Annotated in this window: 23 protein-coding genes; 17 read left to right on the forward strand and 6 right to left on the reverse strand. The window is 45.9% G+C overall.

Annotation, left to right across the window (positions count from 1 at the left end; genetic code table 11):
- Nucleotides 1–49 precede the first annotated feature (49 nt).
- Nucleotides 50–313 (forward strand): DUF3892 domain-containing protein, encoded by a 264-nt coding sequence (locus AC58PV_RS11560; RefSeq protein WP_497432378.1) that lies wholly within the window; start codon nucleotides 50–52, stop codon nucleotides 311–313.
- A gap of 100 nt (nucleotides 314–413) precedes the next feature.
- Here AC58PV_RS11560 and AC58PV_RS11565 read toward each other — a convergent pair whose 3' ends face one another.
- Both AC58PV_RS11565 and AC58PV_RS11570 read right to left on the reverse strand, forming a co-directional pair.
- Complete coding sequence (locus AC58PV_RS11565; protein WP_497432379.1) at nucleotides 414–698, reverse strand: hypothetical protein; 285 nt, start codon at nucleotides 696–698, stop codon at nucleotides 414–416.
- 92 nt (nucleotides 699–790) lie between these two features.
- The gene (locus AC58PV_RS11570) at nucleotides 791–1,654 is read right to left on the reverse strand and encodes an AraC family transcriptional regulator (protein ID WP_497432380.1); all 864 of its coding nucleotides are present in this window, start codon (nucleotides 1,652–1,654) and stop codon (nucleotides 791–793) included.
- A gap of 282 nt (nucleotides 1,655–1,936) precedes the next feature.
- Here AC58PV_RS11570 and AC58PV_RS11575 point away from each other — a divergent pair, with 282 nt between their 5' ends.
- From AC58PV_RS11575 to AC58PV_RS11590, 4 genes are all read left to right on the forward strand, one after another.
- Entirely contained in the window at nucleotides 1,937–2,140 is a 204-nt protein-coding gene (locus AC58PV_RS11575; protein WP_497432381.1) for a YwbE family protein, read from the forward strand.
- Between the two features lie 22 nt (nucleotides 2,141–2,162).
- Entirely contained in the window at nucleotides 2,163–2,414 is a 252-nt protein-coding gene (locus AC58PV_RS11580; RefSeq protein ID WP_497432382.1) for a YolD-like family protein, read from the forward strand.
- Between the two features lie 171 nt (nucleotides 2,415–2,585).
- Complete coding sequence (locus tag AC58PV_RS11585; protein ID WP_497432383.1) at nucleotides 2,586–3,509, forward strand: tyrosine-type recombinase/integrase; 924 nt, start codon at nucleotides 2,586–2,588, stop codon at nucleotides 3,507–3,509.
- Between the two features lie 95 nt (nucleotides 3,510–3,604).
- A complete protein-coding gene (locus AC58PV_RS11590) occupies nucleotides 3,605–4,528 on the forward strand; it encodes a S66 peptidase family protein (protein WP_497432384.1) in 924 nt (307 codons plus the stop codon).
- Between the two features lie 80 nt (nucleotides 4,529–4,608).
- Here AC58PV_RS11590 and AC58PV_RS11595 read toward each other — a convergent pair whose 3' ends face one another.
- The gene (locus AC58PV_RS11595; protein WP_497432385.1) at nucleotides 4,609–5,235 is read right to left on the reverse strand and encodes a C40 family peptidase; all 627 of its coding nucleotides are present in this window, start codon (nucleotides 5,233–5,235) and stop codon (nucleotides 4,609–4,611) included.
- A gap of 457 nt (nucleotides 5,236–5,692) precedes the next feature.
- Between AC58PV_RS11595 and AC58PV_RS11600 the strand changes: the two genes are divergently transcribed.
- The 12 genes from AC58PV_RS11600 (at nucleotide 5,693) to AC58PV_RS11655 (ending at nucleotide 22,498) form a co-directional block, all read left to right on the forward strand.
- Entirely contained in the window at nucleotides 5,693–7,072 is a 1,380-nt protein-coding gene (locus AC58PV_RS11600) for an aspartate aminotransferase family protein (RefSeq protein ID WP_497432386.1), read from the forward strand.
- Nucleotides 7,073–7,087: 15 nt separating this feature from the next.
- Entirely contained in the window at nucleotides 7,088–8,347 is a 1,260-nt protein-coding gene (locus tag AC58PV_RS11605) for a M20 family metallo-hydrolase (RefSeq protein ID WP_497432387.1), read from the forward strand.
- A gap of 20 nt (nucleotides 8,348–8,367) precedes the next feature.
- Nucleotides 8,368–9,738 carry an NAD(P)-dependent oxidoreductase gene (locus AC58PV_RS11610; RefSeq protein ID WP_497432388.1) on the forward strand — a complete coding sequence of 457 codons (1,371 nt, stop codon included), beginning with the start codon at nucleotides 8,368–8,370 and terminating at the stop codon, nucleotides 9,736–9,738.
- 34 nt (nucleotides 9,739–9,772) lie between these two features.
- On the forward strand, nucleotides 9,773–11,068 hold the full coding sequence (gene preA, locus AC58PV_RS11615; RefSeq protein ID WP_497432389.1) for an NAD-dependent dihydropyrimidine dehydrogenase subunit PreA: 1,296 nt from the start codon (nucleotides 9,773–9,775) through the stop codon (nucleotides 11,066–11,068).
- A 2-nt stretch (nucleotides 11,069–11,070) separates the two neighbouring features.
- Nucleotides 11,071–12,525, forward strand: a complete 1,455-nt coding sequence (gene hydA, locus AC58PV_RS11620) for a dihydropyrimidinase (protein WP_497432390.1) — start codon at nucleotides 11,071–11,073, stop codon at nucleotides 12,523–12,525.
- Nucleotides 12,518–12,733: a hypothetical protein gene (locus AC58PV_RS11625; RefSeq protein WP_497432391.1), complete on the forward strand. Its 216-nt coding sequence runs from the start codon at nucleotides 12,518–12,520 to the stop codon at nucleotides 12,731–12,733. The genes hydA and AC58PV_RS11625 overlap by 8 nt, the downstream gene beginning before the upstream one ends.
- 656 nt (nucleotides 12,734–13,389) lie before the next feature.
- Nucleotides 13,390–15,153 (forward strand): ABC transporter ATP-binding protein, encoded by a 1,764-nt coding sequence (locus AC58PV_RS11630; protein WP_497432392.1) that lies wholly within the window; start codon nucleotides 13,390–13,392, stop codon nucleotides 15,151–15,153.
- Nucleotides 15,150–16,949: an ABC transporter ATP-binding protein gene (locus AC58PV_RS11635; RefSeq protein WP_497432393.1), complete on the forward strand. Its 1,800-nt coding sequence runs from the start codon at nucleotides 15,150–15,152 to the stop codon at nucleotides 16,947–16,949. Before AC58PV_RS11630 ends, AC58PV_RS11635 begins: the two co-directional genes overlap by 4 nt.
- A 616-nt stretch (nucleotides 16,950–17,565) precedes the next feature.
- Nucleotides 17,566–18,360, forward strand: a complete 795-nt coding sequence (locus AC58PV_RS11640; protein ID WP_497432394.1) for a lipid II flippase Amj family protein — start codon at nucleotides 17,566–17,568, stop codon at nucleotides 18,358–18,360.
- 86 nt (nucleotides 18,361–18,446) lie between these two features.
- Complete coding sequence (locus tag AC58PV_RS11645) at nucleotides 18,447–19,325, forward strand: radical SAM/SPASM domain-containing protein (RefSeq protein WP_497432395.1); 879 nt, start codon at nucleotides 18,447–18,449, stop codon at nucleotides 19,323–19,325.
- Between the two features lie 126 nt (nucleotides 19,326–19,451).
- Complete coding sequence (locus tag AC58PV_RS11650) at nucleotides 19,452–21,398, forward strand: ATP-dependent DNA helicase (RefSeq protein WP_497432396.1); 1,947 nt, start codon at nucleotides 19,452–19,454, stop codon at nucleotides 21,396–21,398.
- A 164-nt stretch (nucleotides 21,399–21,562) separates the two neighbouring features.
- Entirely contained in the window at nucleotides 21,563–22,498 is a 936-nt protein-coding gene (locus AC58PV_RS11655; RefSeq protein ID WP_497432397.1) for a glycosyltransferase family protein, read from the forward strand.
- A gap of 68 nt (nucleotides 22,499–22,566) precedes the next feature.
- Here the strand turns inward: AC58PV_RS11655 and AC58PV_RS11660 are convergent, their stop codons facing one another.
- The 3 genes from AC58PV_RS11660 to AC58PV_RS11670 form a co-directional block, all read right to left on the reverse strand.
- Nucleotides 22,567–23,868 carry a nucleotide sugar dehydrogenase gene (locus AC58PV_RS11660; protein ID WP_497432398.1) on the reverse strand — a complete coding sequence of 434 codons (1,302 nt, stop codon included), beginning with the start codon at nucleotides 23,866–23,868 and terminating at the stop codon, nucleotides 22,567–22,569.
- Nucleotides 23,869–24,040: 172 nt separating this feature from the next.
- Complete coding sequence (locus tag AC58PV_RS11665; protein ID WP_497432399.1) at nucleotides 24,041–24,181, reverse strand: hypothetical protein; 141 nt, start codon at nucleotides 24,179–24,181, stop codon at nucleotides 24,041–24,043.
- A gap of 192 nt (nucleotides 24,182–24,373) precedes the next feature.
- Entirely contained in the window at nucleotides 24,374–26,011 is a 1,638-nt protein-coding gene (locus AC58PV_RS11670; protein ID WP_497432400.1) for a glycosyltransferase family 2 protein, read from the reverse strand.
- Between the last annotated feature and the right edge of the window lies 1 nt (nucleotide 26,012).

Genomic DNA, 26,012 nt, shown 5'->3' on the forward strand with positions numbered 1-26,012 from the left:
TGTGTGGGGTTGAACAACTTGCACGGAGATAAAGGAGGGTATTTCACTTATGCCGCGACAACGTAATAATGGTCCGCATACGATTGATCCGAATAAAGCCATGATCCAGTCTGTTCATTATGAAAATGGCAGTATTGAGGCTGTGAAATTTCAAAATGGTCAAGTGGTCGATGTTCAGACTGCCATCGAGATGACGGAAGCGGATTTAATCGAAGATGCGAATACCGGGGTAAATCGGAAAGGCGAGAAAACCCTGCGTTCATATCCAGATGGAGATCCCAGCAATAATTTATCCAACTTACCTCGATTCTAAAAGGTTGCTTAAAGAGCTGTTTACCTAGGGTGAGCAGCTTTTTTGGTGCACAAAAAAGCTGCTGAGCGACTCAGCAGCTGTTGTGAATGCGGTTGCAGATTTACTTTTTGAAATAGCCTCCAACATAGTTATAGAGGACGCCAAGTACACCGATATAATAGGCAATTTTGATAATGAAATCGGTATGATCTAGCGGCATCATGTTGGAAAGCAAGAATAAAGGGAACACAAAGTACAAAAGGTCTCTCAAGTAATTTGTAACCGTAGCGCTAGAAAACGTGCCAGCAGAGAACGATTTAAACAAGTCTACTACAAAGCTGAGACCCATGACTCCCAAGACAAGCCACATTGCATAAAGCATTAAACCCGATAGTGTAAGTGCCATGTCTGATTCACCTCCACATACGATGATTTGCTTTCAATCTATCATATGCGGCACTGTGACAAGTCGTGCTAAGCAGCCGAAAAAATTTAGCTCTAGGTATGCATCGTATTCCGGAAGATATGGGGGGAGACGCCTACGTATTTTTTGAAAATACGGGAGAAATAGAAGACATCTTTGTACCCTAGTGAATCAGCGATTTCTTTTACGGAAATCGTCGTATTCAACAAAACATTTTTGGCTTCAGCCATTTTCATTCTATGCATATAAGTATTGAGCGGATATCCGGAATAATCACTGACGATTCTACGAAGGGTGGAGAGTGATATGTGATGTCGTTTGGCCATGCTTTGCGCATCAAATGGTTGATATAACGAATCGCTGAGCTCATTGATCAGGTTGATGAACTGACCGGACTTCGTTGTTTCTGTCGTAGCTTCAGCCCGCTGGATAAATTCGAATAACAATGACTCCACCAGCAAAGCGGCTCGATCAATATTAGCAGGAATACCACTTTCCATCCCCATGAAAATGCGCTCAATCCGATTATGTTGTGCGGCATCTTCATATCCGACTTGCTTCACATGGTCTAAATCCGTTAACCAACTGCTCTGCCATTCCTTCACTCGACTGCCTTCAAGTGTAAAATAATACTCATCCCAGTAGCCTCCGGGGTCGGGTCCATATTGATAAACCTGATTCGGACGGAAGAAAAAGAGGCTGCCGCTTTCTACTTTTTGAACAGGACCGTCATTGACTCGGTAAGTTCCCTTGCCTCCCGAGATATAGACGATAGCAAAGCTCTCGAACTTGGCGTGTCCGCGAAACATAATCCGTCCTGGCAGATGTCCGACATGCAGAATCCGTAAGGATTGTAATTTTAATTTGCTAGCATCGATAGGTAACGTAATGATTCGAAGTGGATAAGGACTTATGGTGTCGTCCATGAACCTAGGCATAACATGCATTCCTTCCGAGTAGGCACCGTGATTTAAGTATGAAAGTTAAAACGATTGTAACTTCCGTACATGTTCATTATAAGTGAGAAACTATGCTCACGTAAAATGGTTAACATTTTGTAGGGGGGCAGTCGGATTAGAGTTTTAATTTATATTAATGATATGAATTATTAATGATATTAACTAAAAATAATAGTCATTTCTTTCATTGAGATGGGGTATATGGGGAAACTATGGTATAATTAATCACACTATGGCATGAAAGCAGGCGACTTACGCAGCATGAATGGACAAAATCGGAAAGATGTTGTACCTGGCAGAGAAGTGAACATTGTGTTAAAGCAAGACCAACGAACTGGGAAACTTACACGCGGGATTGTGAAGGATGTATTGACGAACTCACCTACACATCCACATGGTATAAAAGTAAGATTGACTGATGGCCAAGTCGGTCGTGTGAAAGAAATTATCAGCCCATTGAATTGATGGACATGGAGGAGAATAAGGGATGGCAAAAGCGAAAGTAGCAAAACGGCCAACACGCGACGAATTCGTTCTCGAAGAAATCGGGAACCAGTTGTCGGAAGCGAAGATGGAGAATTCCGAGATTGTGTTAACGGTATGGGGGAGAGAAGAAACAGTGCGAGGCACGATCGCAGCGATGGATTCACGTACGGGTCGCGTACATATGGAATGCAACGGCGAGTTGGACAAGGTTCCTTTCATGGATATTATGAAGGTAGAATATCCGCGGGATTAAGAGCTGGTCTCTGAACATTTTTTTTAATACTACGCTTATTCTTCGCTCTAGTAAAAGCAGTGATAGATTCTGCTGGTTCTGAGTGTAAGAATAAGCGATTTTTTCATCGAAAAAATTGCACTAAATCTATATTTAACGCAATTTAATTTGTAACGAACGGAGTTTACTAGAATGGACACTAGATTCACATATGATGATGAGTATTTGGAGCTTTTTGATACCTGGATGAAGGATCAAGGGTTCACGAAACGAACACAACAAGCGTATCTAGGCGATGTTCGTTTATTTCTAACGAGCCTCGGCGAGAAAGAGATGTCTACGATTGAGGCGATTGATATCATGCGATTCTTGACGAAGATGCGCCAGGGTGGGGCGGGAGATGCCGCGAGGAATCGCTACCTCTCATCGATCCGAACATTTTACGCAGCGCTCATTGAATTGCAGGTGGTGAAGAACAATCCTTCGATCACAGTCAAGAAATCAAAGGTAGAGAAGAATTCGGTTCCAACCTTTCTAAGCGAGGAGCTGCTTTCAGTCTTTCTACAATCCATAGAAGGGAAATACCAGATTCGCAATGTGGCCATGTTTCTCTTAATGAGCTATGCAGGCTTGCGTGTCAGTGAGCTTCACCGATTAAATATGTCCGATTTCAATCGCGGGACGAATTCTTTGATGGTATTAGGAAAAGGGCGCAAGTGGCGTGTCATTCCGCTTCCGAACGAAATCGTCCATGTGCTTGAGCGCGCGCTGATTGAACGATTGGAAGCGAGAAGTGGGAACGAGCAGCCGTTTTTTGTATCTCAGTTTGGTCGGCGCATCAGCATACGAATGATTCAGTCCATTGCAGAGAAGCAGTTCGGACAATTGAAAGGGCAATTTTTGGAGCTGCAGGGAAAATCATTATCCAGTCATAAATTAAGACATACATTTGCAACGATGCAAGTGATAGCAGGTACGGATATCCGAACGCTGCAAGAGCTGCTAGGGCATGCCAGTATTCAAACAACTCAAATCTATACCCACGTGGGAGATAAACAAAAGCAAGACGCAATGAATCGTGTTTCGGCATTTATTCCAGTCGGGATGGGAATTTGAGGATGATGTTGACATAATTCTCTGATTCCAAACATAAAAGGGATGGAGGGAGAAGTTCCTTTTTAACACAATGTCATTGGAAGGGAGGTATAGCGATGGCAATACGCCCACCCATCTTACAAAGTGGAGATACCATTGGCATTGTTACATTAGGAAGCCCACTTGATGCGAACACGATCGATGCAAGAATAGCGACCCTCGGCGATATGGGGTTTAATGTTGTTGTGGGCAAATACGCTTACGCGTATGGAGGGATCGTTGCAGCGACGGCTGAACAGCGAGCGGAAGATCTGATGAATATGTTTATTAATCCCCAGGTGAATATGATTCTGCCAACGCGAGGGGGGACTGGGGTCAAGGATATTTTACCGCTCCTCGATTATCCCCTGATTAATAGTCACCCGAAAATCGTAACAGGTTACAGTGATATTACGATTTTACTCAATATTTTATTCCAATTTGCGAATCTTATCACATTTCAAAGCTTGTTGTTGATTGATTTCAACTCAAATACACCCGCTTATAATTTCGATCAGTTTTATGCGGCGACTTCCACATTAGTGAGCCCGCGAGTCATTCAAAATCCACCAACGATGCCGCTGAATGGACTTGTGAAAGGTACGGTGAGAGGTCGTCTTGTAGGCGGTAATCTCACCTCATTCGTTGGAACACTGGGTACTCCTTTCGAAGTAGATACAGTGGGGAAGATAATCGTCCTCGAAGAGACACACGAGCCGACGAACACCATATACCGCTATCTGACGCAATTAATTATGGCGGGGAAATTTCGAGATTGCGTAGGAATTGTGATGGGACAATGTACGAATTGTACGACTTCCTATTCAACTTCATATAATGATTTGATTTCAGGCATTATTGTACCATTGGGCAAGCCACTTCTGACTAACTTTAGTACGGCCCATGGCTATTATAAAGCAGCAATTCCCATTGGAGCTATGGCTGAACTTGATACATATACGAATAAACTGACCGTTCTAGAACCAACCGTCACGAGCTAAATGGTCGTACTACCCAGTTAACATCCAATGGAGTGAATGTTGACTGGGTTATTGCTGTTTATTTATAACAATAAGTAGCTTTAATTAATTAAACGGCGTGCTCCCCAATAATGCGCATCATAATAAGGCGTACCAAATAACGTACTGACTTTCACTTCTCTAGTTCCCATTGTTCCGGCTTGAAGAATTTGATTGTTACCTAGATAGATAGCGACATGGGAAACGCCCGTTGTATAGGTTCCTTCCAGAAAAACGAGGTCTCCTTTACGCAGGTTACTCTTCTCTACAGGTGTTCCCATTTGACTTTGTAAGGCAGCGGAATGGAGCAAATTAAATCCTTGCTGATTAAATGCATACTGAACAAAACCAGAGCAATCGAAAGCTACATACGGTGTGCTGCCCCCAAAAACATAAGGTACACCGAGCTGTTTCATTCCGATTGCGATGATCGTATCGGCTTTCACTTCCCAGCTAGCTTTTGAAGCAGCTTTTGCAGGGATTGTTATGATGACGCCTTCATAAATATTGTCCGCATTCACTTTGGGATTACTTGTAATAAGATCGGATAGGGGCACATTGAACTTTTGTGAAATGGACCAGAAGGTGTCTGAATCCGTGGCTATGTACGTATTGGAAGGTGCGGCATTCGCAATGCCACCAAACATGAGACTGGTTGCAACAACGGTTGTAAGCATAATCTTTTTCATCGTCTTCCTCCTAGATGTCGAGTGTAACCACTTACACATTCTATCAAATTGCAGAATTAGAGAGTATGATCAAAATTTGGATATAAGTGTTGATGACCGAATTAGTTTACATAACATTAGTTATGTAACTTCAATGGTGCAGCTAATATATAGTACTGGTACCCCGGAAGCATGGAGGGAAATTAACAATTAATCTTACACTATGTCAAATTATGATTCAAATTTTGGAGCAGACAGTATAATGAAATCAATGAATCTTGTGGTATAATATAACAAAATAGGTCACCAAACATTACATTAATATAACGCAGATTCATGAAATCCCATTTTTTAAGAATAATTATGTCATAACCAAATCTACCATTTGAAAAATAACAACAAAAGCTAGGGATGACATCCTCATTACCAACATAGAAATAGAGTAGGTACACATGGACGAGAGATGGAGGGACTACTTATGAGTGCTCAAGATGGCGTTGATCCATTGGTTAAAGAGGAGCTGCTAGGGAAAGATCGCAAATACGTGTGGCATCATATGTCTCCTCATAATGAAAATCCCATGATTATCGCTTCTGGTGAAGGCAGTTGGGTGACAGATGTGGATGGCCATCGGTATTTGGACGGCATGTCAGGCTTATGGTGCGTGAATGTCGGTCATGGCAGGCGTGAAATTGCTGAAGCAGCGGCAGATCAAATGGTGAAAATTGCTTATGCAACCTTGGTTCAATCCCATATACCGGCTATTGAGTTAGCGGCGAAATTAAATGAATGGCTCCAAGGGGAGTACCGCATTTTTTACTCCAATTCAGGATCCGACGCGAATGAAGTCGCGTTCAAAATCGCTCGTCAATATCACCATCAGAATGGCAAACCGAGTAAACATAAGTTCATCTCGCGACATCGCGCTTACCATGGGAATTCTATGGGAGCATTGGGTGCAACCGGTCAAGCGCAACGTAAGCTGAAATATGAACCGCTTGGGGTAGGTTTTCAACATGTGCCTCCGCCTTATTGCTATCGATGCCCTTTCGGTCAGACGAAAGAGACCTGCTCGTTGCAATGTGCCAAAGCGATCGAGAATGCCATCGTGTGGGAGGGCGCAGATTCCGTTGCTGGTGTGATTTTGGAGCCTGTTATTACTGGGGGTGGCATGCTCGTTCCACATGATGGTTATTTACCCGCAGTTAGAAGTATTTGCTACAAATATGATGTCTTATTGATCATAGATGAAGTGATTTGCGGTTTTGGCCGATCGGGGAGGCCCTTCGGTCATCAGAATTATGGGGTGAAACCAGACATTGTCACAATGGCCAAAGGGTTAACAAGCGCCTACTCACCGCTGTCGGCGACAGCTGTATCGGCCGAGTTATACGATTCTTTCAAAGAGAAAGAAGCGACTAGCCATTTTAGACACATCAATACATTTGGTGGTAATCCTGTTTCTTGTCAAGTCGCTATAACGAATCTCACGATTATTGAGCGTGAGGGACTTGTAGAACAATCGGCTGAGATTGGGCAAGCGTTCAGGGCTCGATTAGAGCCACTGAATGAGCATCCACATGTCGGGGAGATTCGTATTTTCGGATCAGCGATGGGCATTGAATTGGTAGAGGATCGGAAATCGAAGATTCCCGCTTCGGTAGAACGGGTAACTACTATTATTCAAGCTTGCAAAAGTAAAGGACTGCTCGTTGGCAAGAATGGGGATACCGTTCCGGGCTATGCGAATATCATTACGCTCAGTCCACCATTATCCTCGACGGAGGAAGACGTAAATTTCATTATTGAAACCTTACTCAGTGTGTTTAGTAACGAGCAAGAGCAAGAGAAAGGATGATTGGAGTTGTCGACAATGCCACCTATCCAAATCAATTCAGAGCGACTTGGGCAGCACATTCATGATCTGGCGCAAATTGGGAAAATCGGTGAAACAGGTGTTTGCCGTCTCGCTCTTTCGAAGGAAGATCGAGCTGGAGTAGAACTTGTGAAAACCTGGATGGAAGAAGCTGGGATGGAGGCGTACATCGATCCCTTCGCTAACCTAATCGGCGTATGGCGCGGAAGTGATCCGGAGGCTCCGGTACTTATGCTCGGTTCGCATGTGGATTCACAACCGTATGGAGGGCGATTTGATGGAGCAATCGGTGTGCTTGGTGCGATAGAAGCTGTGCAAACGATGAGGGAACAAGGTGTCAAACCCCTGTGTAATGTTGAAGTAGTTGCTTTCTGTGACGAGGAAGGCAGTCGCTTTAATAAAGGCTTGTTCGGTGTTAGAGGTATGATCGGCAAACTGGAAGCGGAAGAGTTGGAACGTACGGACAAAAGCGGCATCACACGCCGAGAAGCACTGATAGCTTTTGGCTGCGATCCAGCGAATATGGAAGACTATTCGTTCCAAGAAGGCCGGATTGGCGCTTTTCTGGAGCTGCATATTGAACAAGGCCCAGTCTTGGAGTCGTTGAACGAGCCAATTGGTATCGTGAGCGGAATCTCTGGTCCATTGTGGCTCACCGTGGACATGATGGGTTTCGCAGGTCATGCTGGCTCCGTGCCCATGTCGATGCGGCATGATGCGCTGCTCGGAAGCGCCAAAGTTATCGTTGCACTTAACGAGCTTGTACGCCGAGAACCGGGGATGCCCACAGTTGGAACTGTTGGTTCGCTTACCGTATTTCCTGATTCTCGCAACATTATTCCTGAGAAGGTCAGCTTTACGATTGATCTGCGAGACATCGATATTAATCGTCGGAATGTGCTTGAAGCAGAACTCTTAAGTGTCATAGAGAACGTAGCCTGCGAACATGGACTCACCTATACGATTCGAGAAGATACGAATAGTGAGCCACGCTATTGTGCGAATTGGATTAAAAATGCGCTTCACACCGAAGCGGCGCTGATGGGGATGAAGCCGCCTGAGCTCATGAGTGGTCCCTTCCATGATTCATTGGCCATGTCTTACGTGTGCGATTACGGCATGGTTTTCGTGCGCTGCCTGGAGGGAATCAGTCACAATCCGAAGGAATATGCGAGCCCAGAGGATATTACAAGGGGGACGGAGCTTTTGTACCGAACCGCCCGTAAGATCGTAAGTAGTTCAGAAGGGCGACTTTGAATGAGGGAGGAGGAGCGAAGATGGGGATGACTTTTATTTCGTTAACGGATTTAAAGCGTAATTTTGCCGAAGTGAAGGCAGGGATGAAGCCCAAAGAAGCAATCGAAGAATCCAACCGCTGCTTGTTCTGTTATGACGCTCCTTGCACGAATGCCTGTCCGACAGGCATAGATATCCCTTCATTTATTAAAAAGATTGCCTCCGGCAATCTAAAAGGCTCCGCCAGAACCATTATGGATGCCAATCCCGTTGGTGCTTCGTGTTCGCGCGTATGTCCAACGGAGGAATTATGCGAAGGGGCTTGTGTTCTCAATCATTCGTCCAAGCCTATCTTAATAGGTCAGTTGCAGCGGTATGCCACGGACTGGGCTATGAAGAATGAGCAGATTTTATTTCAAGCTGGGGCAAATAATGGGAAAACTGTCGCTATTGTGGGCGGCGGACCTGCGGGACTCGCCGCAGCACGTGAACTGGCCCGCTTCGGTTTTAAAGTGACCGTATTCGAAGCGAAGGAGCAAGCTGGCGGTTTGGATACGTATGGTATCGTATCATTCCGATTGCCGCAGGAAATTTCGCTTTGGGAGGTCGAGCAAGTTCGGCTGCTGGGGGTGGAGTTTCGAATGAACACGCATGTCGGCGTTGACGTCAGTGCTGCTGAATTGCTAAGTGATTACGACGCTGTGGTGATTGCGGTTGGGATGTCTAAAGTGCCTATGCTAGGCATCGATGGCGAAGAATTGACCGGTGTCTATGACGCGATAGATTTCGTAGAGTCGACGAAAACAGCCCCAGATCTCGATGAGTCTTTCGTGGGGAAGCGGGTTGCGGTGATTGGCGCCGGGAATACAGCTATAGATGCGGCCACGTGTTCTGTTAGACTTGGCGCAGAACATGTGCAAATCGTTTACAGGCGAACGCAAGAAGAAATGACGGCGTATGATTTTGAATACGAGTTTGCGAAGCTAGACGGGGTTTCCTTTCAGTGGTTGACGGCGCCGAAACGGATCCTCGGTGATGAAGCGGGTAATGTCATTGGGATTGAATGTGTTCGGATGGAGCTTCTGGAGACGGATGACTTACGGCGTAAACGTCCAGTTCCTATTGCGGATTCCGAATTTGTCATTGAAGTAGATGCGGTGATTAAGGCGATTGGTCAGACGAAGCATATGTCCCTGATCGAACAGTTTGGACTCTCTCATTCGCAGGGCACGGTGACACTGGTAGATGCAGCTGCTGGCATGACGTCGAATCCGAAAGTTTTCGCAGCTGGCGATGTTATTTTTGGAGATGGACAGGGGGAAGCAATGGTCGTATCAGCAGCCCAACAGGGAAAATTGGCAGCGTATGCGATTTACAAACAGTTGGTGAAGGGGCAAGAAGCATCAGCTTAAGGTAGGGCAATTACAGAATCAGGAGGGATTCAGCATGGCTGATTTACGAACGAATCTAGCTGGTATTGTATCACCCAACCCTTTCTGGTTGGCATCGGCTCCACCGACGAACACCGGGTATCAGGTTCAGCGGGCTTTCGAAGCGGGCTGGGGAGGTGCTGTGTGGAAAACGCTTGGCGATCCCATCATTAATACATCCTCACGCTTCGCTGCTGTACATTTCAACGGCCAGCGAGTTGCTGGTTTTAACAATATTGAGCTCATCACTGACCGTCCGCTAGAAGTTAATCTGAAGGAGATTTATGAAACGAAGAAGCGATTCCCGAATCATGCGCTCGTCGTATCTCTGATGGTTGAGCCCAAGCGAGAGAAGTGGCATGAGATCGTCAAAAAGGTCGAAGCCATTGGCGTAGACGGTCTTGAGCTGAACTTCGGATGTCCGCATGGCATGGCGGAGCGTGGAATGGGTGCGGCATCTGGTCAGCAACCAGACCTTGTGGAAGCACAGACGATGTGGGCGAAGGAAGCCGCACAAACACCAGTGATCGTGAAGCTGACGCCTAATATCACGGATATTACGAGCACTGCTTTAGCGGCCGTTCGCGGTGGGGCGGATGCGATCTCGCTCATCAACACGATCAACTCGCTCGCCGGTGTCGACATCGACTCGTGGAACACGATTCCACATGTCGGCGGCAAAGGCTCGCACGGCGGATATTGCGGACCTGCCGTGAAGCCGATTGCGCTTCATATGGTCGCGGATTGCGCGCGTAATCCAGGAGTGAACATTCCGATTTCCGGCATTGGCGGCATTTCTACCTGGCGCGATGCGGTCGAATTTATGCTCATGGGCGCAACAGGTGTTCAAGTATGCACGGCTGCTATGCATCATGGCTTCCGGATCGTGGAGGATATGATCGATGGACTGAATAACTATTTGGATGAAAAAGGGTTAGCCAGCGTCTCCGAACTGATCGGGAAATCCGTCCCCCGTTATGCAGATTGGGGAAATTTGGATTTGAACTATGCCATTGTTGCGAAGATCGACACGGCAACGTGTATTAATTGCAATAAGTGCCATATTGCCTGCGAGGATACCTCGCATCAATGCATTGAGCGACATACGGATGAGCAAGGAAAGTCCTTTTTGCAAGTGAGGGAAGAGGATTGTGTAGGCTGTAACTTATGTGCGATTGTGTGTCCTGTAGACGGTGCGATCTCGATGGTTGAGGTGAAAGGGACAGAAGAGCCCATGACGTGGAACGAGCGTCAAGCGGCTGTTGCCAAGCTGGCTGAGGGAAAAGATACCGATAAGATGGAGGCGGTGTAGCTATGGCCAAACGAAGTGCCAAAATCATTAAGAATGGAACCATTGTCACTGCGACGGATCACTATCAAGGTGATATCCTCATCGAAGATGGGGTCATTACTGGAATCGGTTTGAATCTCGAGCGAGAAGGTGCAGAGATTGTAGATGCTACGGGGACCTATGTGTTTCCTGGTGGTATTGATCCGCATACCCATCTGGATATGCCATTTGGCGGGACGGTCACCGCAGATGATTTCGAGACGGGCACGATAGCCGCAGCCTTTGGCGGAACGACGACAGTAATTGATTTTTGCTTGACGAATAAAGGGAAACCGCTGAGTGAGTCGGTACAGACGTGGCATCAGAAAGCAGAAGGCAAAGCCGTCATTGACTACAGTTTCCATCTCATGATTGCCGAAATGAATGATGAGGTGCTGGCTGAGCTCCCGAGCATGATTCATGATGAAGGAATTACATCACTTAAGGTATTTATGGCGTATAAAAACGTCTTCCAAGCGGACGACGGCACATTATATAGGACGTTGCTTGAGGCGAAAAAGCATGGCGCACTCGTGATGGTACACGCGGAGAATGGGGATGTCATTGAGTATTTAATCAAAGAAGCACTTGAAGCGGGTCAAACTGACCCGATTTATCACGCGCTCACACGGCCATCCTTGATTGAAGGTGAAGCGACAGGGCGCGCTGCGAAGCTTACAGAACTAGCCAACTCGCAGCTCTATGTCGTGCATGTGACGTGTGAAGAAGCTGTACAGCAAATTACAGAAGCGCGTAATCGCGGTGTCGACATCTGGGGAGAAACGTGTCCGCAGTATCTGATGCTTGATCAAACGTATTTGGAAAAGCCGAATTTCGAAGGTGCCAAATATGTGTGGTCTCCGCCACTACGGCCGAAGTTTCACCAAGACGTACTGTGGAATGCGTTGAAAACGGGCCAACTGCAGACGTTGGGCTCAGATCAGTGTTCTTTTAATTGGCATGGTCAAAAAGACTTAGGGCTCGGGGACTTCAGCAAAATTCCCAACGGTGGGCCTTGTATCGAGGATCGTTTCTCTATTTTGTTCTCTGAAGGGGTCGGGAAAGGCCGAATTACACTGAACCAGTTCGTGGATATCGTGTCGACGCGAAGCGCGAAGTTATTTGGGCTGTTTCCGAAAAAGGGGACGATTGCGGTTGGCGGGGACGCGGATTTGGTGATTTTTGATCCGCATGCGAAGCGCACGATTTCCGCCGAAACCCACCATATGAATGTGGATTACAATCCATTCGAAGGTCTTGAAATTACCGGGGAGCCGGTGACCGTTCTGTCTCGCGGTGCTTATGTGATTAAGGATAAGCAATTCGTAGGCGAAGCCGGAAATGGTCAATTCATCAAGAGGGGAACATACGTTTCGTCATCCACGCGGATGAGCCAATTGAATAAGGAAACGGACCAAGGAGGTGCTCCTCATGTCTGAATTTGAGCTATTTCAATCGGAAAAGCAAAAGCTTGACGGCTATGTCGCGCAGCAATATAGGATAGTCGGCGTGCTTGAGGATCTCGAAGGGGCATGGCTGGATCTCGAACATCCCGGTGGTGAAACAGCGAAGCTGCATTTGACGACGGCCAATGCTAGGAAGTACTACGTTAATGTTTTATTGTCGCAGGGTAAAAATAAGGCTTAGGTGGTTGTTTTGCGGGAAATGGAACAAGTGTTCTTGTTGTGGGAGTCGCAAGAATGGAATGGGGAAATATTGTGATTAGGGAGATGTCGCAACTTGGAAATATCAGTTGCAGTTAAGTGCGAAAGGGTCTGCAATTGTGAGGAAAGTTTACGTGGTTTTGGATGATTGAAAAGCTAGGGTAGTTTTACAAAATGTCCAATGTGATCTGCATGCTTGGCTGATGAACCTGAGGAGGGGCCTCAGGTTTTTCGTGCGGGGAGGCTAAGTTATGAGCAATCGTGTGCTGAGTTAGCTGTAACGGTGAAAAACACGCTTACAGCGTGGGAGCTGCGGTCAACCGTCCGCCAAAGAAGCTGTAACAATGAAACACTAGCTGTGTCCACGCTCAACAGTGATGAAAAACATCACTAAAGAACGCACCTGTGTCAAAACTAGCTCCGCACACACGCAATAGTGATGAAAATCATCACTATTGAACGGACCTGTGTTAAAACTAGCTGCGCTCTCACGCAATAGTGATGAATATCATCACTATTACAATGTCCACGGCCAAAACGGCGGTTTTTTTCATTTTAGCCAAAGAGTCCGTTGTCGGGATCGAGTCAATTTAGTATGATGGAGTGTACGTCGAGAGGAATACGGAGGACTCCATATCAATGAAGACAAACCGAAAAAACAGCAACTCTATGGGACAATATCGCGAGCTGCTTGGTCGCTATTTGTTTCCTCAAAAGGGGACGCTGATTGGACTAACGCTACTGTTGTTCACTTCAATAGGACTGCAGCTGATTAATCCGCAAATTATCCGATTTTTTATTGACACGGCACAGTCACAAGGCGCGATGCAGCCCCTGTATACAGCGGCGATCCTATTTATTGGATTTGCGCTGATGCAGCAGTTGGTATCTGTGATTGCGACCTATTTCAGCGAAAATGTTGGTTGGAAAACGACCAATAAACTGCGCGTAGATTTAGCTTCACATTGTTTGTCGTTAGATATGTCATTTCATAAAAACCATACATCAGGCTCGCTGATTGAACGAGTGGATGGAGACGTGAATGCACTTGCGAATTTCTTCTCCTCTATGATTATTCATTTATTCGGAAATGTGCTGCTCATGGCGGGTATTCTCGTCCTTTTATTCCGGGAAAATTGGTTAATTGGTGCTGGAATGGCGCTTTTTGTTGTCTGTGCGATTTACCTAATTCAGTGGATACGTAATTTTGCTGTACCTGTTTGGGCGGGATGGCGGCAAGCGAACGCGGAGTTTTATGGTTTTATCGGGGAGCATTTGGAGGGGACGGAAGATATTCGCGCTAACGGTGCGGTACGCTTCGTGATGAATCGTTTCTATACAATGCTCCGCAAAATGCTGCCTCTACGTGTCAAAGCTTTCCTCGGTTTCTGTGCGATGTGGAACATGTCGATCTTCGTATTCGCATTAGGGAATGCGATGGCATTCGCGATCAGCGCCTATTTATGGCATGGCAATCATATATCTTTAGGTACGGTGTACTTAATTTTCTTCTACACGGAATTACTCGCTAAGCCGATTGAGAAGATTCGGACACAGATGGAAGATCTGCAAAAAGCCGATGCAAGTATTTCCCGGATTCGTGAGCTTTTCGCGATAAAGTCCAAGATTCAAGATGGACCTGGTGCAGGGTTACCGGATGGACCGCTTGGGGTTGATTTTAAGGATGTCGTATTCAGTTACGATGACGATCAACCGACGATTGATCACTTGACGATGACTTTGAAGCCTGGTGAAGTGCTTGGTCTACTTGGTCGTACAGGGAGTGGGAAGTCTACAATTGCAAGATTATTATTGCGATTCTATGATCCACAAAGTGGCGTAATTGCACTCAGTGGTACGGACATCCGCGATTGCAAATTAGCCGAACTGCGCAAGCGAGTAGCACTAGTGACCCAAAATATTGAAATCATCCAAGGGACAATTCGTGATAATTTAACCTTTTATGATAAGTCGATTCGTGATGAACAGATTGTTGCGGTGCTTCATGAACTTGGCTTAGGGGCTTGGTATGATGCGATGCCAGAGGGCTTGGATACAGGGCTTGCATCAGGGGGAAGCAGTTTATCTGCTGGAGAGGCGCAATTGTTGGCTTTTGCCCGCGTATTCTTGACGAACCCGGGACTTGTTATTATGGATGAAGCTTCATCACGACTGGACCCTTTGACGGAGCAACGTATGGAGAAAGCCGTTTCCAAGTTGTTAACGGAACGCTCCTGCATCATGATTGCCCATCGACTTGCCACTGTACAGCGAGCGGATTATATTGTTATTTTGGACGGGGGACGTGTCTTGGAATCAGGACGTAGAGAGGTTCTAGCCGCAGACTCGAATTCCCGCTTCAGCCAATTGCTCGCGACAGGGTTAGAGGAGGTGTTGGCATGACGACGTTTCAGTATTTAAAAGGGCTTATCATGTATAAACCTTTCCGTTATTTCATTAATGCTTTCGCATGGACGATCATTTATTTGGCTCCTATTGCTCCGGGGCTGATTACAAAAGAATTTTTCGATACGTTGACGGGAAATGCCAAGCTTAGCTTTGGCGTGTGGGGTTTAATCGCATTGCTGATTGGAGCTGCTTTGGGTAGGATTCTGCTGATCGTTTTTGGATTCATCACAGATGTCCATTTCCGCTTTCGCATGGGGATGCTGCTTCGCCGCAACCTGCTTGAGCATGTACTAAAGCAACCAGGTGCACAAGCCATTCCTGTATCACCAGGGGAAGCGATCAGTCATTTTCGCGATGATGTGGATCAGTCTGAGGAAGCCGCGAGCTGGTCGGTTGATGTGTTTGGGATGACGTGTTTTGCTCTAGTTTCTGGGTACATATTAATTCGCATTGATGCGCAAATGACACTTCTTGTGTTTATGCCGATCGTTATCGTTATCACAGCTGCTCAATTAGCTACTGTACGTTTGCAGAAATATCGTGCGGCGAGTCGAGAATCCACTTCCAAGGTAACGGGTGAGATTAGCGAAATGTTCGGCAACGTTCAAGCTATTCAAGTGGCTGGCGCTGAAAAGCGAGTGATGGAGCGGTTTAGCTCCTTCGGTGATCAACGTCGCAAGGCGATGTTGAAAGATCGACTGATGAGCGAATTGTTAGACTCTGTCTTTTCGAACTCGGTTAATTTGGGAACGGGACTTTTGCTTCTTATGGCGGGGACGAAAATGAGAGCAGGGACTTTCACCGTCGGTGACCTGGCATTATTCGTGTACTATTTGACCTTCGTGACACAGTTTATTACCAATGTCGGGAAGTTTATCACGTATTTTAAGCAAATGAGTGTTTCCCTGGAGCGACTGACTTTCTTGTTGCAAGGTGCGTCAGCGAAGGTGTTGACGATGGTGAAGCCGTTGTATTTGAAGAAGGAGCGGGTTGGGCAGATTGATTCGGTTGCTGTGAAAATAGAACAAGATCAAGCGAACGACAGCGTCGCTGCACCTCCGCTGCAACGACTGGAAGTGAATGGACTCAGCTATACCTACCCGGATACGGGCAGAGGTATCGCTGACATTCACTTCAGCATGCAAAGAGGATCGTTCACCGTCATCACGGGAACGATCGGTTCAGGCAAAACCACGCTGGTTCGTTCCCTTCTTGGGCTGCTGCCCAAGGAGAGCGGAACGATTGCGTGGAATGGTGTGCCCGTCGAGGATCCGGGCACCTTCTTCACACCGCCGCAGAGCGCCTATACCGCGCAGGTGCCGCGGTTATACAGCGATACGCTGCGCAATAATATTTTGCTCGGGCAAGCGGAGCAAGACGACAGCTTGCCCCAGGCTTTGAACGCGGCGGTGCTCGAGTTCGACGTCGCGCAGCTGCCTGGCGGGCTGGACACGGTCATCGGCCCGCGCGGGGTGAAGCTCTCTGGCGGCCAAGCGCAGCGGACGGCCGCAGCCCGGATGCTCGTGCGGGACGCCGAGCTGTACGTCTTCGACGACCTGTCGAGCGCGCTCGACGTCGAGACGGAGCAGAAGCTCTGGGAGCGGATGTTCCTGCGCCGCAGCGAGGCGACGTGCTTGGTCGTTTCGCACCGCAAAACTGCGCTAACTCGTGCTGATCACATCATCGTGATGAGAGATGGCCGTATCGAAGCGGAAGGCACGTCGGATGAACTGCTGCGACACAGTCCTACGTTCCGTGAACTGTGGTACGGAGACGATCGCAAAGCATAAGCATTTGCTCCAGTTATGAGCGTGCGCTGTGGCGAAGGCAAATAAAGGAAATTCGACCTTCGTCACGAATAATACAAATCAATAACATAAATTCGAAACGGAAAATCATTAATGACATTAACAAATTCAACAACATCAGCACATTAGCATCAACACGACAACACACAGCAAATGAGCACAACAGCAACTCAACATCAGCATCACTTTAACAAACTAAATCAAATAACTGTAAAATCAACAGCTAATCTTCACGTTTTCGAACCAAAATCCGATTTAACTGTATTTCCTGTAGTTAATTTCAATGGAATTCACCGGAATCGATGATTCTTGCGAAATTAACTACATATTTTCCATTTAAAGTGCAAAGTTGGGTGGAATCAGAAGAATTAACTACATATTTTCCATCTAATTCCACAGAGTCGCGGAGGGGGGAGTGTGATTTTGAGTGCGGCGTTGGCCGGTCGCAAATTGCGAAGTAGAAAGCTCCTCTTGAACTTGACTGCTCCCCATCCAATCTACAAAATAACCATCAAGAAACCCACCTGATGTAACTAACAGAAGGCGGGTTTTTGTTGTTTTATGCACCCATAACTCCAGTAAAGGATGAACCTTACGTATGATCAACACACTTATTCTGGTATTTGTATTGACGATGATTATCCATACGGCCGAGACCTTGTCATACTCGATTCGTTACGCGGGTGTGCGGGTGAATAAACTCGCAGTAGCACTGTCGCTGGTTGGCATTGTCGTACTTGTGTCGCGCACGGCGAACTTGATTCAGGCTCCGATGACGGCGAATTTTGTGGATTATGCCAAAGGTGAACCAACGTTTGATTTGGTGCGATATTTACGCATCTCGTTGTTGGCATCGTCCATTGGGACGATTATCGCGATCGCGTTATTTCCTACTTTTATCAACTTAAGTGCTAGAGTGATTGCTCGTCTTGAGCTTGCTGGTTCACTGCCGAAGATGCTCACGAATGTCACGATTTCCCAACTGAAGAACACGACCAAGTATATTAAGAAGCCAAAAGTGAAACTCAGCCAATTCCGTTATCTCGGGATTTCCAAACGATTCTTATTCATCAATATTGTCGTCACCGCATTCTATTCGGTTGGTGTTCTTGCTTCACTCTATGCGGCTCATTTATGGCCAGATCATGCAACAACAGCTTCCCAAGCATCCGGATTGATCAATGGAATTGCTACGATTTTGCTCACTATATTCATTGACCCCCAATTGGGTCTCATCACCGATAAAGCACTGCATGACGAAGATCAACGGAAGCAGCTAGGCAAAATATACGCTTTACTCATGACAACACGCTTCTTGGGAACGCTGTTAGCGCAAGTTTTTCTAGTGCCGTCCGCCTACTTTATTGGTTGGATGGTTCAGGTGTTTTTCTAAAAAGTGCGAAAACCTTTCATTCGGCCGCTTCGCTTGGTATAATAGCCTCTATCATAGTAGTAGTGCACAAGAAACGGAGTCCGACCATGAAGAAGTTTAAGAAGTTTTATATTGAAATTACGAGCGTATGCAATTTGGCCTGCACGTTCTGTCCGCAAACGAAGCGTCAAGCTAATTTCATCAAAATAGATACGTTTACGAATATTCTTGATCAAATTAAACCGCATACAGATCACATTTATTTGCATGTAAAGGGCGAGCCGCTGCTTCATCCCAAAATCGATGAATTGCTAGACTTAAGCCACGAAAAGGGCTTCAAAGTCAACATCACGACAAACGGGACGCTCATTAACAAAAATAGGCATAAGCTGCTCGATAAACCAGCACTTCGCCAAATGAACTTCTCCCTGCACAGTTTTGATGGTCACGAAGGCTCTGAGGATAAGGAAGGTTATGTGACGAGTATCCTGCGGTTTGCCAAGGAAATCGTAGCGAAATCCAATGTCATTATTTCCTTCCGATTATGGAATTTGGATACCGATAATCAGACGAACTTGGAACGGAATCGAAATCGCGAAGTGCTTGAATTGCTAGAGAAGGAGTTCGAGCTTGATTACAAAATTGATGAGAAATTCGTCCGCGGAACTGGCGTTAAGCTTGCTGATCGTGTCTATCTGAATCAGGATCACGAGTTTCAGTGGCCGGATTTGAAAGCGGAGGAAATCGAGGGGCCTGGCTTCTGCCATGCGCTGCGCAATCAAGCGGGTATTCTTGTTGACGGAACGGTAATCCCGTGTTGTCTTGATGGGGAAGGGGTTATCAATTTGGGTAACATTAACCAAACGAATTTCTCCGACATTATCGAAGGTGAGCGCGCCAATCGCCTGTTCGAAGGCTTTTCCAGACGCGAAGTGGTTGAGGAACTTTGCCGTAAATGCGGATACCGCGAACGATTCAGTATGTAAATCAAGAGCTCATTCCAGTCAGCGTTATTGCTGCGGAATTGGGCTTTTTTTCAGCTTTTGCATTTACCATACATTCATGAGATAATACAAGTTTGATTCTTAACTTAGAGGGTTGGGGGCACATACGTGGGACGTTATCCATTTGCATATGATCATGCAGAGCCATATATGCAGCAGGTGTCTGACTGGATTGCGGATATCTTTTATGACATATTACCTGAGGCAGGCTTTGAAGTTCGGGATGAACAGATTTACATGGCGTTTCAGCTAGAGCGGGCTTATGCTGAGAAACAGACGATTTTTGCGGAAGCCGGCGTTGGGACTGGCAAAACGTTAGTGTATTTATTATATGCGCTGTGCTATTCGCGCTTCACGAACAAACCGGCGATTATCGCCTGTGCGGACGAATCGTTAATTGAGCAGCTCGTTAAACCTGGTGGGGATATTGATAAAATCGCTCGCCATTTGAATATGGTTATCGATGCACGACTGGCAAAGTCTCCAGATCAGTATGCTTGTCTGGTTAAATTGGATGAAGCTAGATTCGGTCATGAAGATACGGCACTCTATCGTGACGTATATGCGGAACTTCCTGATTTCGTGCATACGCGAGAAGCATTGCAAACGTTTTATGCATACGGTGATCGCAAAAACTATCCACATCTAAGCGATGAACAGTGGCACCGCATGAACTGGGATGCGTATCAAGATTGTTTTGTGTGTGACAGACGGCATCGGTGTGGACAAACCTTATCGCGTGAATCCTACCGGAAGTCGGCAGATTTAATCATTTGTTCGCATGATTTCTATATGGAACATGTGTGGACGTATGATGGACGTAAGCGTGAAGGACAACTGCCACTCCTACCAGAACATTGCACCGTTGTATTTGATGAGGGGCATTTGATGGAATCTGCTGCTCAAAAGGCGTTAACCTATAAGCTGAAGCATGTGGTGTTCGAGGAATTGGTCATTCGCTTGTTAAAAGGGGAAGTTCGCGAAACATTAGCCGTCTGCATTGATCGTGCGATTGACCAGAGCGAACGTATGTTCGAGGTACTCGAAAGCTGTTGTCGCCCGATTGCGGGCTCTGACCGTAAACAAATCGTGATGAGCGATCTCTTGAGGAGAGAGATTCACACGCTCTGTGATATTTTGTCCGAGATTGAAGAGGAGCTCGTCTTCGAAGGGGAGATGTTTACCCTGAACGACTATCAGCTGAAAATTGTTGAGGAGCACTTGGAAATGATGCAGAAGGCGTTCGCGCTATTCCGCAATGATCATTCCTTCATTTGCTGGGCGACGGAAAGTATTACTGGGCTCAGTCTTGTTGTTATGCCAAGAACGGTGAAGGAAGTGCTGAAGGAGTATGTTTTCTCCTCCAAAATGCCAATCGTGTTCTCGTCGGCCACACTATCTGTAGAGGGTAAGTTCGACTACGTGGCGAACAGCTTAGGCTTAGAGAAATATCTCTCGTTCTCGGTAGACTCCCCGTATGACTATGCACAGCGCATGGAAGTCATAGCGCCACGCTTCACGGAAGGCGGAACGTTCCACGAGAAGATGAATTCAGCCATCAACTTGCTCAATAGAACAGAAGGCAGAGCGCTTATTTTATTCCCGACACATCAAGAATTGCAACATTTCAAGAGAGAGATGTCCTCGCGTTCGGAATGTAAGAATCTAACTTTCTTCTATGAAGGAGATCAAGAAATTTCCCATGTGATCGCTTCGTTCCAAGAGAATGAGCATAGCGTGTTGGCTGCCGTTAGCTTGTGGGAGGGGCTCGATATTCCAGGACCGTCGCTATCCAACGTCATCGTCTGGGCGCTGCCGTTTCCTCCACAGGATCCTGTGTTCAACGCGAAGCGTGAAGCATCAGCTTCGCCTTACGAGGAAGTAGACATTCCGTATATGTTGCTGAGACTGCGTCAAGGGATGGGGCGATTGATTCGAACGCGTGAGGATAGTGGGATTATTGCCATTTTCAGCGAGGAAATGTATACGAATGCAACACTCCGCGAGCACATTGAGCGGGTACTGCCAACTGGCGTAGTCATGAAATCCGAATAAGCGAATATCTACTAATGTTAGGGAGGCAGGAGTGACTGCCTCTCTTTTTTGCTATTGATCCAATCAGCATTTCACAATTAGGCCCGCTGTATGGAGGTGTAAAGGAACTTTTCTATTTGCTTGGACATAAGATGAAGCTGTGTAGATCAAAGGCGGTGGCATCTGTGAATCCATGTAAAGTACTGTTCATTACGGGAGATTTCAGTAAATATGTACAACGAAGTTTTCACCACTTTTCAATGGCATTATCTGAACTAGTTCATCTATCCCTATGGCATAAGAGCGGACATATTAAGGACATTTTAAAACAGCTTCCGGAACGTCCCGACTTTATCCTTCTCAATGACATTCGAGAACGACATTGTCCTCGTATTGAAGGATTGGCCGAGCTCGATATCCCGCTTGGAGCCATCGTACATGATACACATTTCAATATTGAAGAGAGAAAAGCATTTCTGAAGACGAACCATATCAAGCATATTTTCACCATTTATCGTGATCCCTTTCTAAAGCTGTTTCCTGAATTCGCACATCAGATGCATTGGTTTCCCCATTTTGTCGACACCAAGATCTTTCGTGATTATGAGCTGAAGAGAGACATTGATTATTTACTGTTAGGCTGCACCGCGGCATCCGTGTATCCGCTTAGGAAAGTCATGCTCGATCGTATGAAGTCAAGGAAAGGCTTTTATCATGAAGAACACCCGGGTTATCGTGATATGACCGCCGAAGAAGAGAATAAAGTACTCGTAAACAGAAACTATGCTAAGGCGATTAATCGCGCCAAAATATTCCTCTCCTGTGACTCCACCTACCACTATCCATTACGTAAATATTACGAAGTGCTCGCTTGTCGTACGTTGTTACTCTCTTCCGTTTCGAAAGAGCTGCTTGACCTAGGTTTTATACCAGGCGTGCATTTCGTTGAAGTAACGGAGGACAATTTTGAATGGAAAGCCGAGTATTATTTGAAAAACAGAGCGGAACGCAACCGAATTGCCGAGGCCGGTTATGAGTTTATTCGTAAGCATCACACAGTTAAGCATCGCGCAAGGAAATTCGTAGATACGATTCAAGAAATTCTAAATAATCCAAGATGAAATCCAAAAAAACACCATCAATGTTCACTAGCATCATGCAGGATGATGTAGGGAATGATGGTGTTTTTCTAACTGTCTCCAAGTCGAATGACGTTGCGCATGTTCCTTTGCTTATCCATTACGTCCCGCGTATCATAGACGAGCGATGCATACTTAAGAATATCAGCCTTCGGCATAGCGTTATGCGTCATCAAAATCACAACACAATCCGCCTTTTGCAAGGTATCAGCAGTTAATTCAACACTATGAAATAAGGTCCCCCCAACATGGATCGAACTCATGTAAGGATCATGATAGCTTACGTCTGCACCTGACTCATGCAAATATTGCAACACTTTCATTGCTGAAGATTCACGTACATCTGCGACGTTGCTTTTATAAGTTATGCCGTACAGAAGGATGGATGCGCTTCTGAGCGTGGTAGGGGGCTTCAATAATTCACTGATGCGTTTGACGATATACATCGGCATGGATTCATTAATTCGTTCTGATTCTCGAATGAAACTCGATTCAAGTCCCAATTGCTCCAACTTCCATTGTAAATAAAGTGGATCCACGGGTATGCAGTGGCCTCCAATTCCTGAGCCGGGGTAAAAATCGTTGAAGCCGAAAGGTTTCGTTTTTGCCCCATCAATCACTTCCCAGATATCGATGTGCATCGCATCGCAAAGCATGGCGAGCTCATTAATAAAAGAAATGTTAATAAATCGATATGTGTTTTCAAGCAACTTGGCCATTTCGGCGATCTCTGGGCTAGACACGGGTTTTATTTCCTTAAATACGGAGCTATATAGGTGTATGACGTGATGTAGGCAAGCTGGTGTCATCCCGCTGACAAGCTTAGGTATGTTCGCAACGGAGTACTGGGAATTGCCAGGGTCAATACGTTCGGGTGAATAACCGATAAATAGATCCTCACCTATGACATATGAGGTGCCTGCAATGATTCTGTTAGCGATTTCTTTGGTCGTTCCCGGATAGGTTGAACTTTCCAATATAACAAGTTGCCCAGGCCTTACTATTTGCTTGATAGAATCTGCTGCTGCTTCGATATAACGAAGATCAGGCTGTCGATCTGCACCAAGCGGTGTTGGCACACAAATGATAATTGCATCACTGTCACGGAGCTCATCTAGGTCGTAAGTCGCATTGAAACGATCGGATGTCGTTATGAAATAAGCATCATGCTCATCCAAACAGGGTAGGGATTGCTCCTTCGTACGCAGCTTAGTAATGAGCTCCCGGTTAATATCGAAGCCTGTTACGTGATAACCGCCTCGCACAAATAGATGGGCAAGCGGCAGCCCCACATAGCCAAGTCCCATGATGGCGATGCGAATACGCCTAGAAGTATGTTCGAAGTTGTCCATGTCATCCCCCATCCCAAACCGACTTATAATGTCTGTCTTCAGAATCCATCCTATGTATCAAGGGGGGGTAAAGTTTGGACTTTATGGAAGTATAGTGAACTTGGGTGTTAATAAGAGAATGAGACAGCACCACTGATATTACAGTAGAGCTGCCTCATACGTGTCGATTCAATTAATCATCCAGTTCACAGCCGATAGCATCGGCAATTTTCTTAGCAGAATGATACATTCTCTCATCATGCAAATAAATGGTACTCTGCGGTAGAGGGAAGAAGTACTCTTCATTTCCACCCTTTGTGATGCGATCCTCCAAAATAAACCCTCGTACATAACGGCCTTCTACATTCATATTATCCAGAGTGAAGACAATAACGGGGCGTCTATGACCGTTATGGTTGGCTATTTTGCTTATTTTGAATATCATGCGTTCCGTAAGGTCGTTGTGGTTCAGAGCACCTAAATAATAGACATACTTTTTCCTCTGTTTCACAGGGACAAGGGTAAATTACGGCCATCCTTCTGCATTCAGTTGCCACTCTAACACGCATTTCGTTTCCTTACGGCCATTCCATTTATGGAAATAATATTGCATTAAATAAACTCTTATCTCGGCATATTTAGCAATATTGGATAATGTGAGATTCGTCCCATGTAAGCGGTAATGGTAAAATAGCTGATCCACGTACAAAAACGAATGATTCTCTGCCAGTTTGTAGAACATTTGTCTGTCTTCCATATGTCGTCCTTTGAATGGAACATTCAAATTCCATCCACCGACTGCTTTAACTGACGATGTTCGGTAAAACCGAGGGATAACCATCCACCGATATAACAGTACATCGAACTTATTATTGAATGTACGGTGTATTTGAGGTGTAGCGTCATAGCTACCGTCTTGCTTCTTCTTATGAATCATCGAGTTTCCATAGGCCAATGAGGTATTAGGACTAGCATTCTCCATAGCGCTTAACAAGGCTTCCAGTGTAAGCGGTTCAACCCAATCATCTGCATCCAGTTGCATAAAATAAGGCGTGACGATCCCATGTAATGCGTCGTTAAGAACCGAACCGATACCGCCATTCACGGGACGTCTAACATAAGAAATCCGTGAATCCTGAAGATAGGGGGCTACGACAACCTCGGTTTGATCTGTAGAAGCGTCATCGATAATGAGTAGATTCCAGTTCACGATACTCTGTTTCAGAATACTTTGGATGGACTCCGCGATAAAAGTAGAACGATTATAAGTTGGCATCACGACCGTTACTTTAGCTGTAGGAGATGCTAGGGGAGACTTCATTGTGAATGAATCAGCCTGTAGTGGGGGCTTATTTGGTGACAAGGGGATTAATTTGTGCAAATGCAGCCAACCGCCAAACGAATATTCAAAGATGGGCTCGTATTCATCTCCCCATTGTTTTAAGAGTTTGGGATACACATAGCGGCGAGTTTCTTCGAAATAACTCAGGTTGTTTTTGCCACTAATATTAGCGTCATGCGAGCGGTGATGATATAAATGACAATCTACATAGTGGAATTTATACTTGTTGATTAGCTTCAATAGAAGATAGCGATCTTCCATATAGCGTCCGCTGTGAGGATCATCTAGCTCGAAGCCCCCGACGGCACGTACAGCTTCTGTTCGAAAAAACCTCGGAAAAATCATCGGACGATAGAGCATGAAATCATATGGATTACTGAAGGATCGATGCCTTTGTATGCCTTTTATTCGAATATTACAATCCGATTCTGACCAAGACACCGTATTGCCAAACACCAATCCTGTAGAAGCATCTTGCTTCGCCATCTCACCTAACAAGATGTCCAAAGTTCGAATATCCAACCAGTCATCGGAATCCAAGATAACGAAATAGGGGGTCTCGATGAAGGAAAGTGCTTCCGCTAGAATAGCGCCAGTTCCCCGATTTTCTGCATACTGCTTATAATGAATTCTAGGATCAAGTAAATAGGTTTGTACGACATCAGGTGTACCGTCAGTGGATGCATCATCCATGATAATCAGCTTCCAGTATGGATACGTTTGCGCAACGACACTATCAATCGCAGTACTCAAATATTGTTTACGGTTATATACGGGGATAATGACCGTAATGAGCTCATCGCGTTCCATTGTGACATCCATA

This window comes from Paenibacillus sp. J22FR83, from assembly GCF_059691955.1.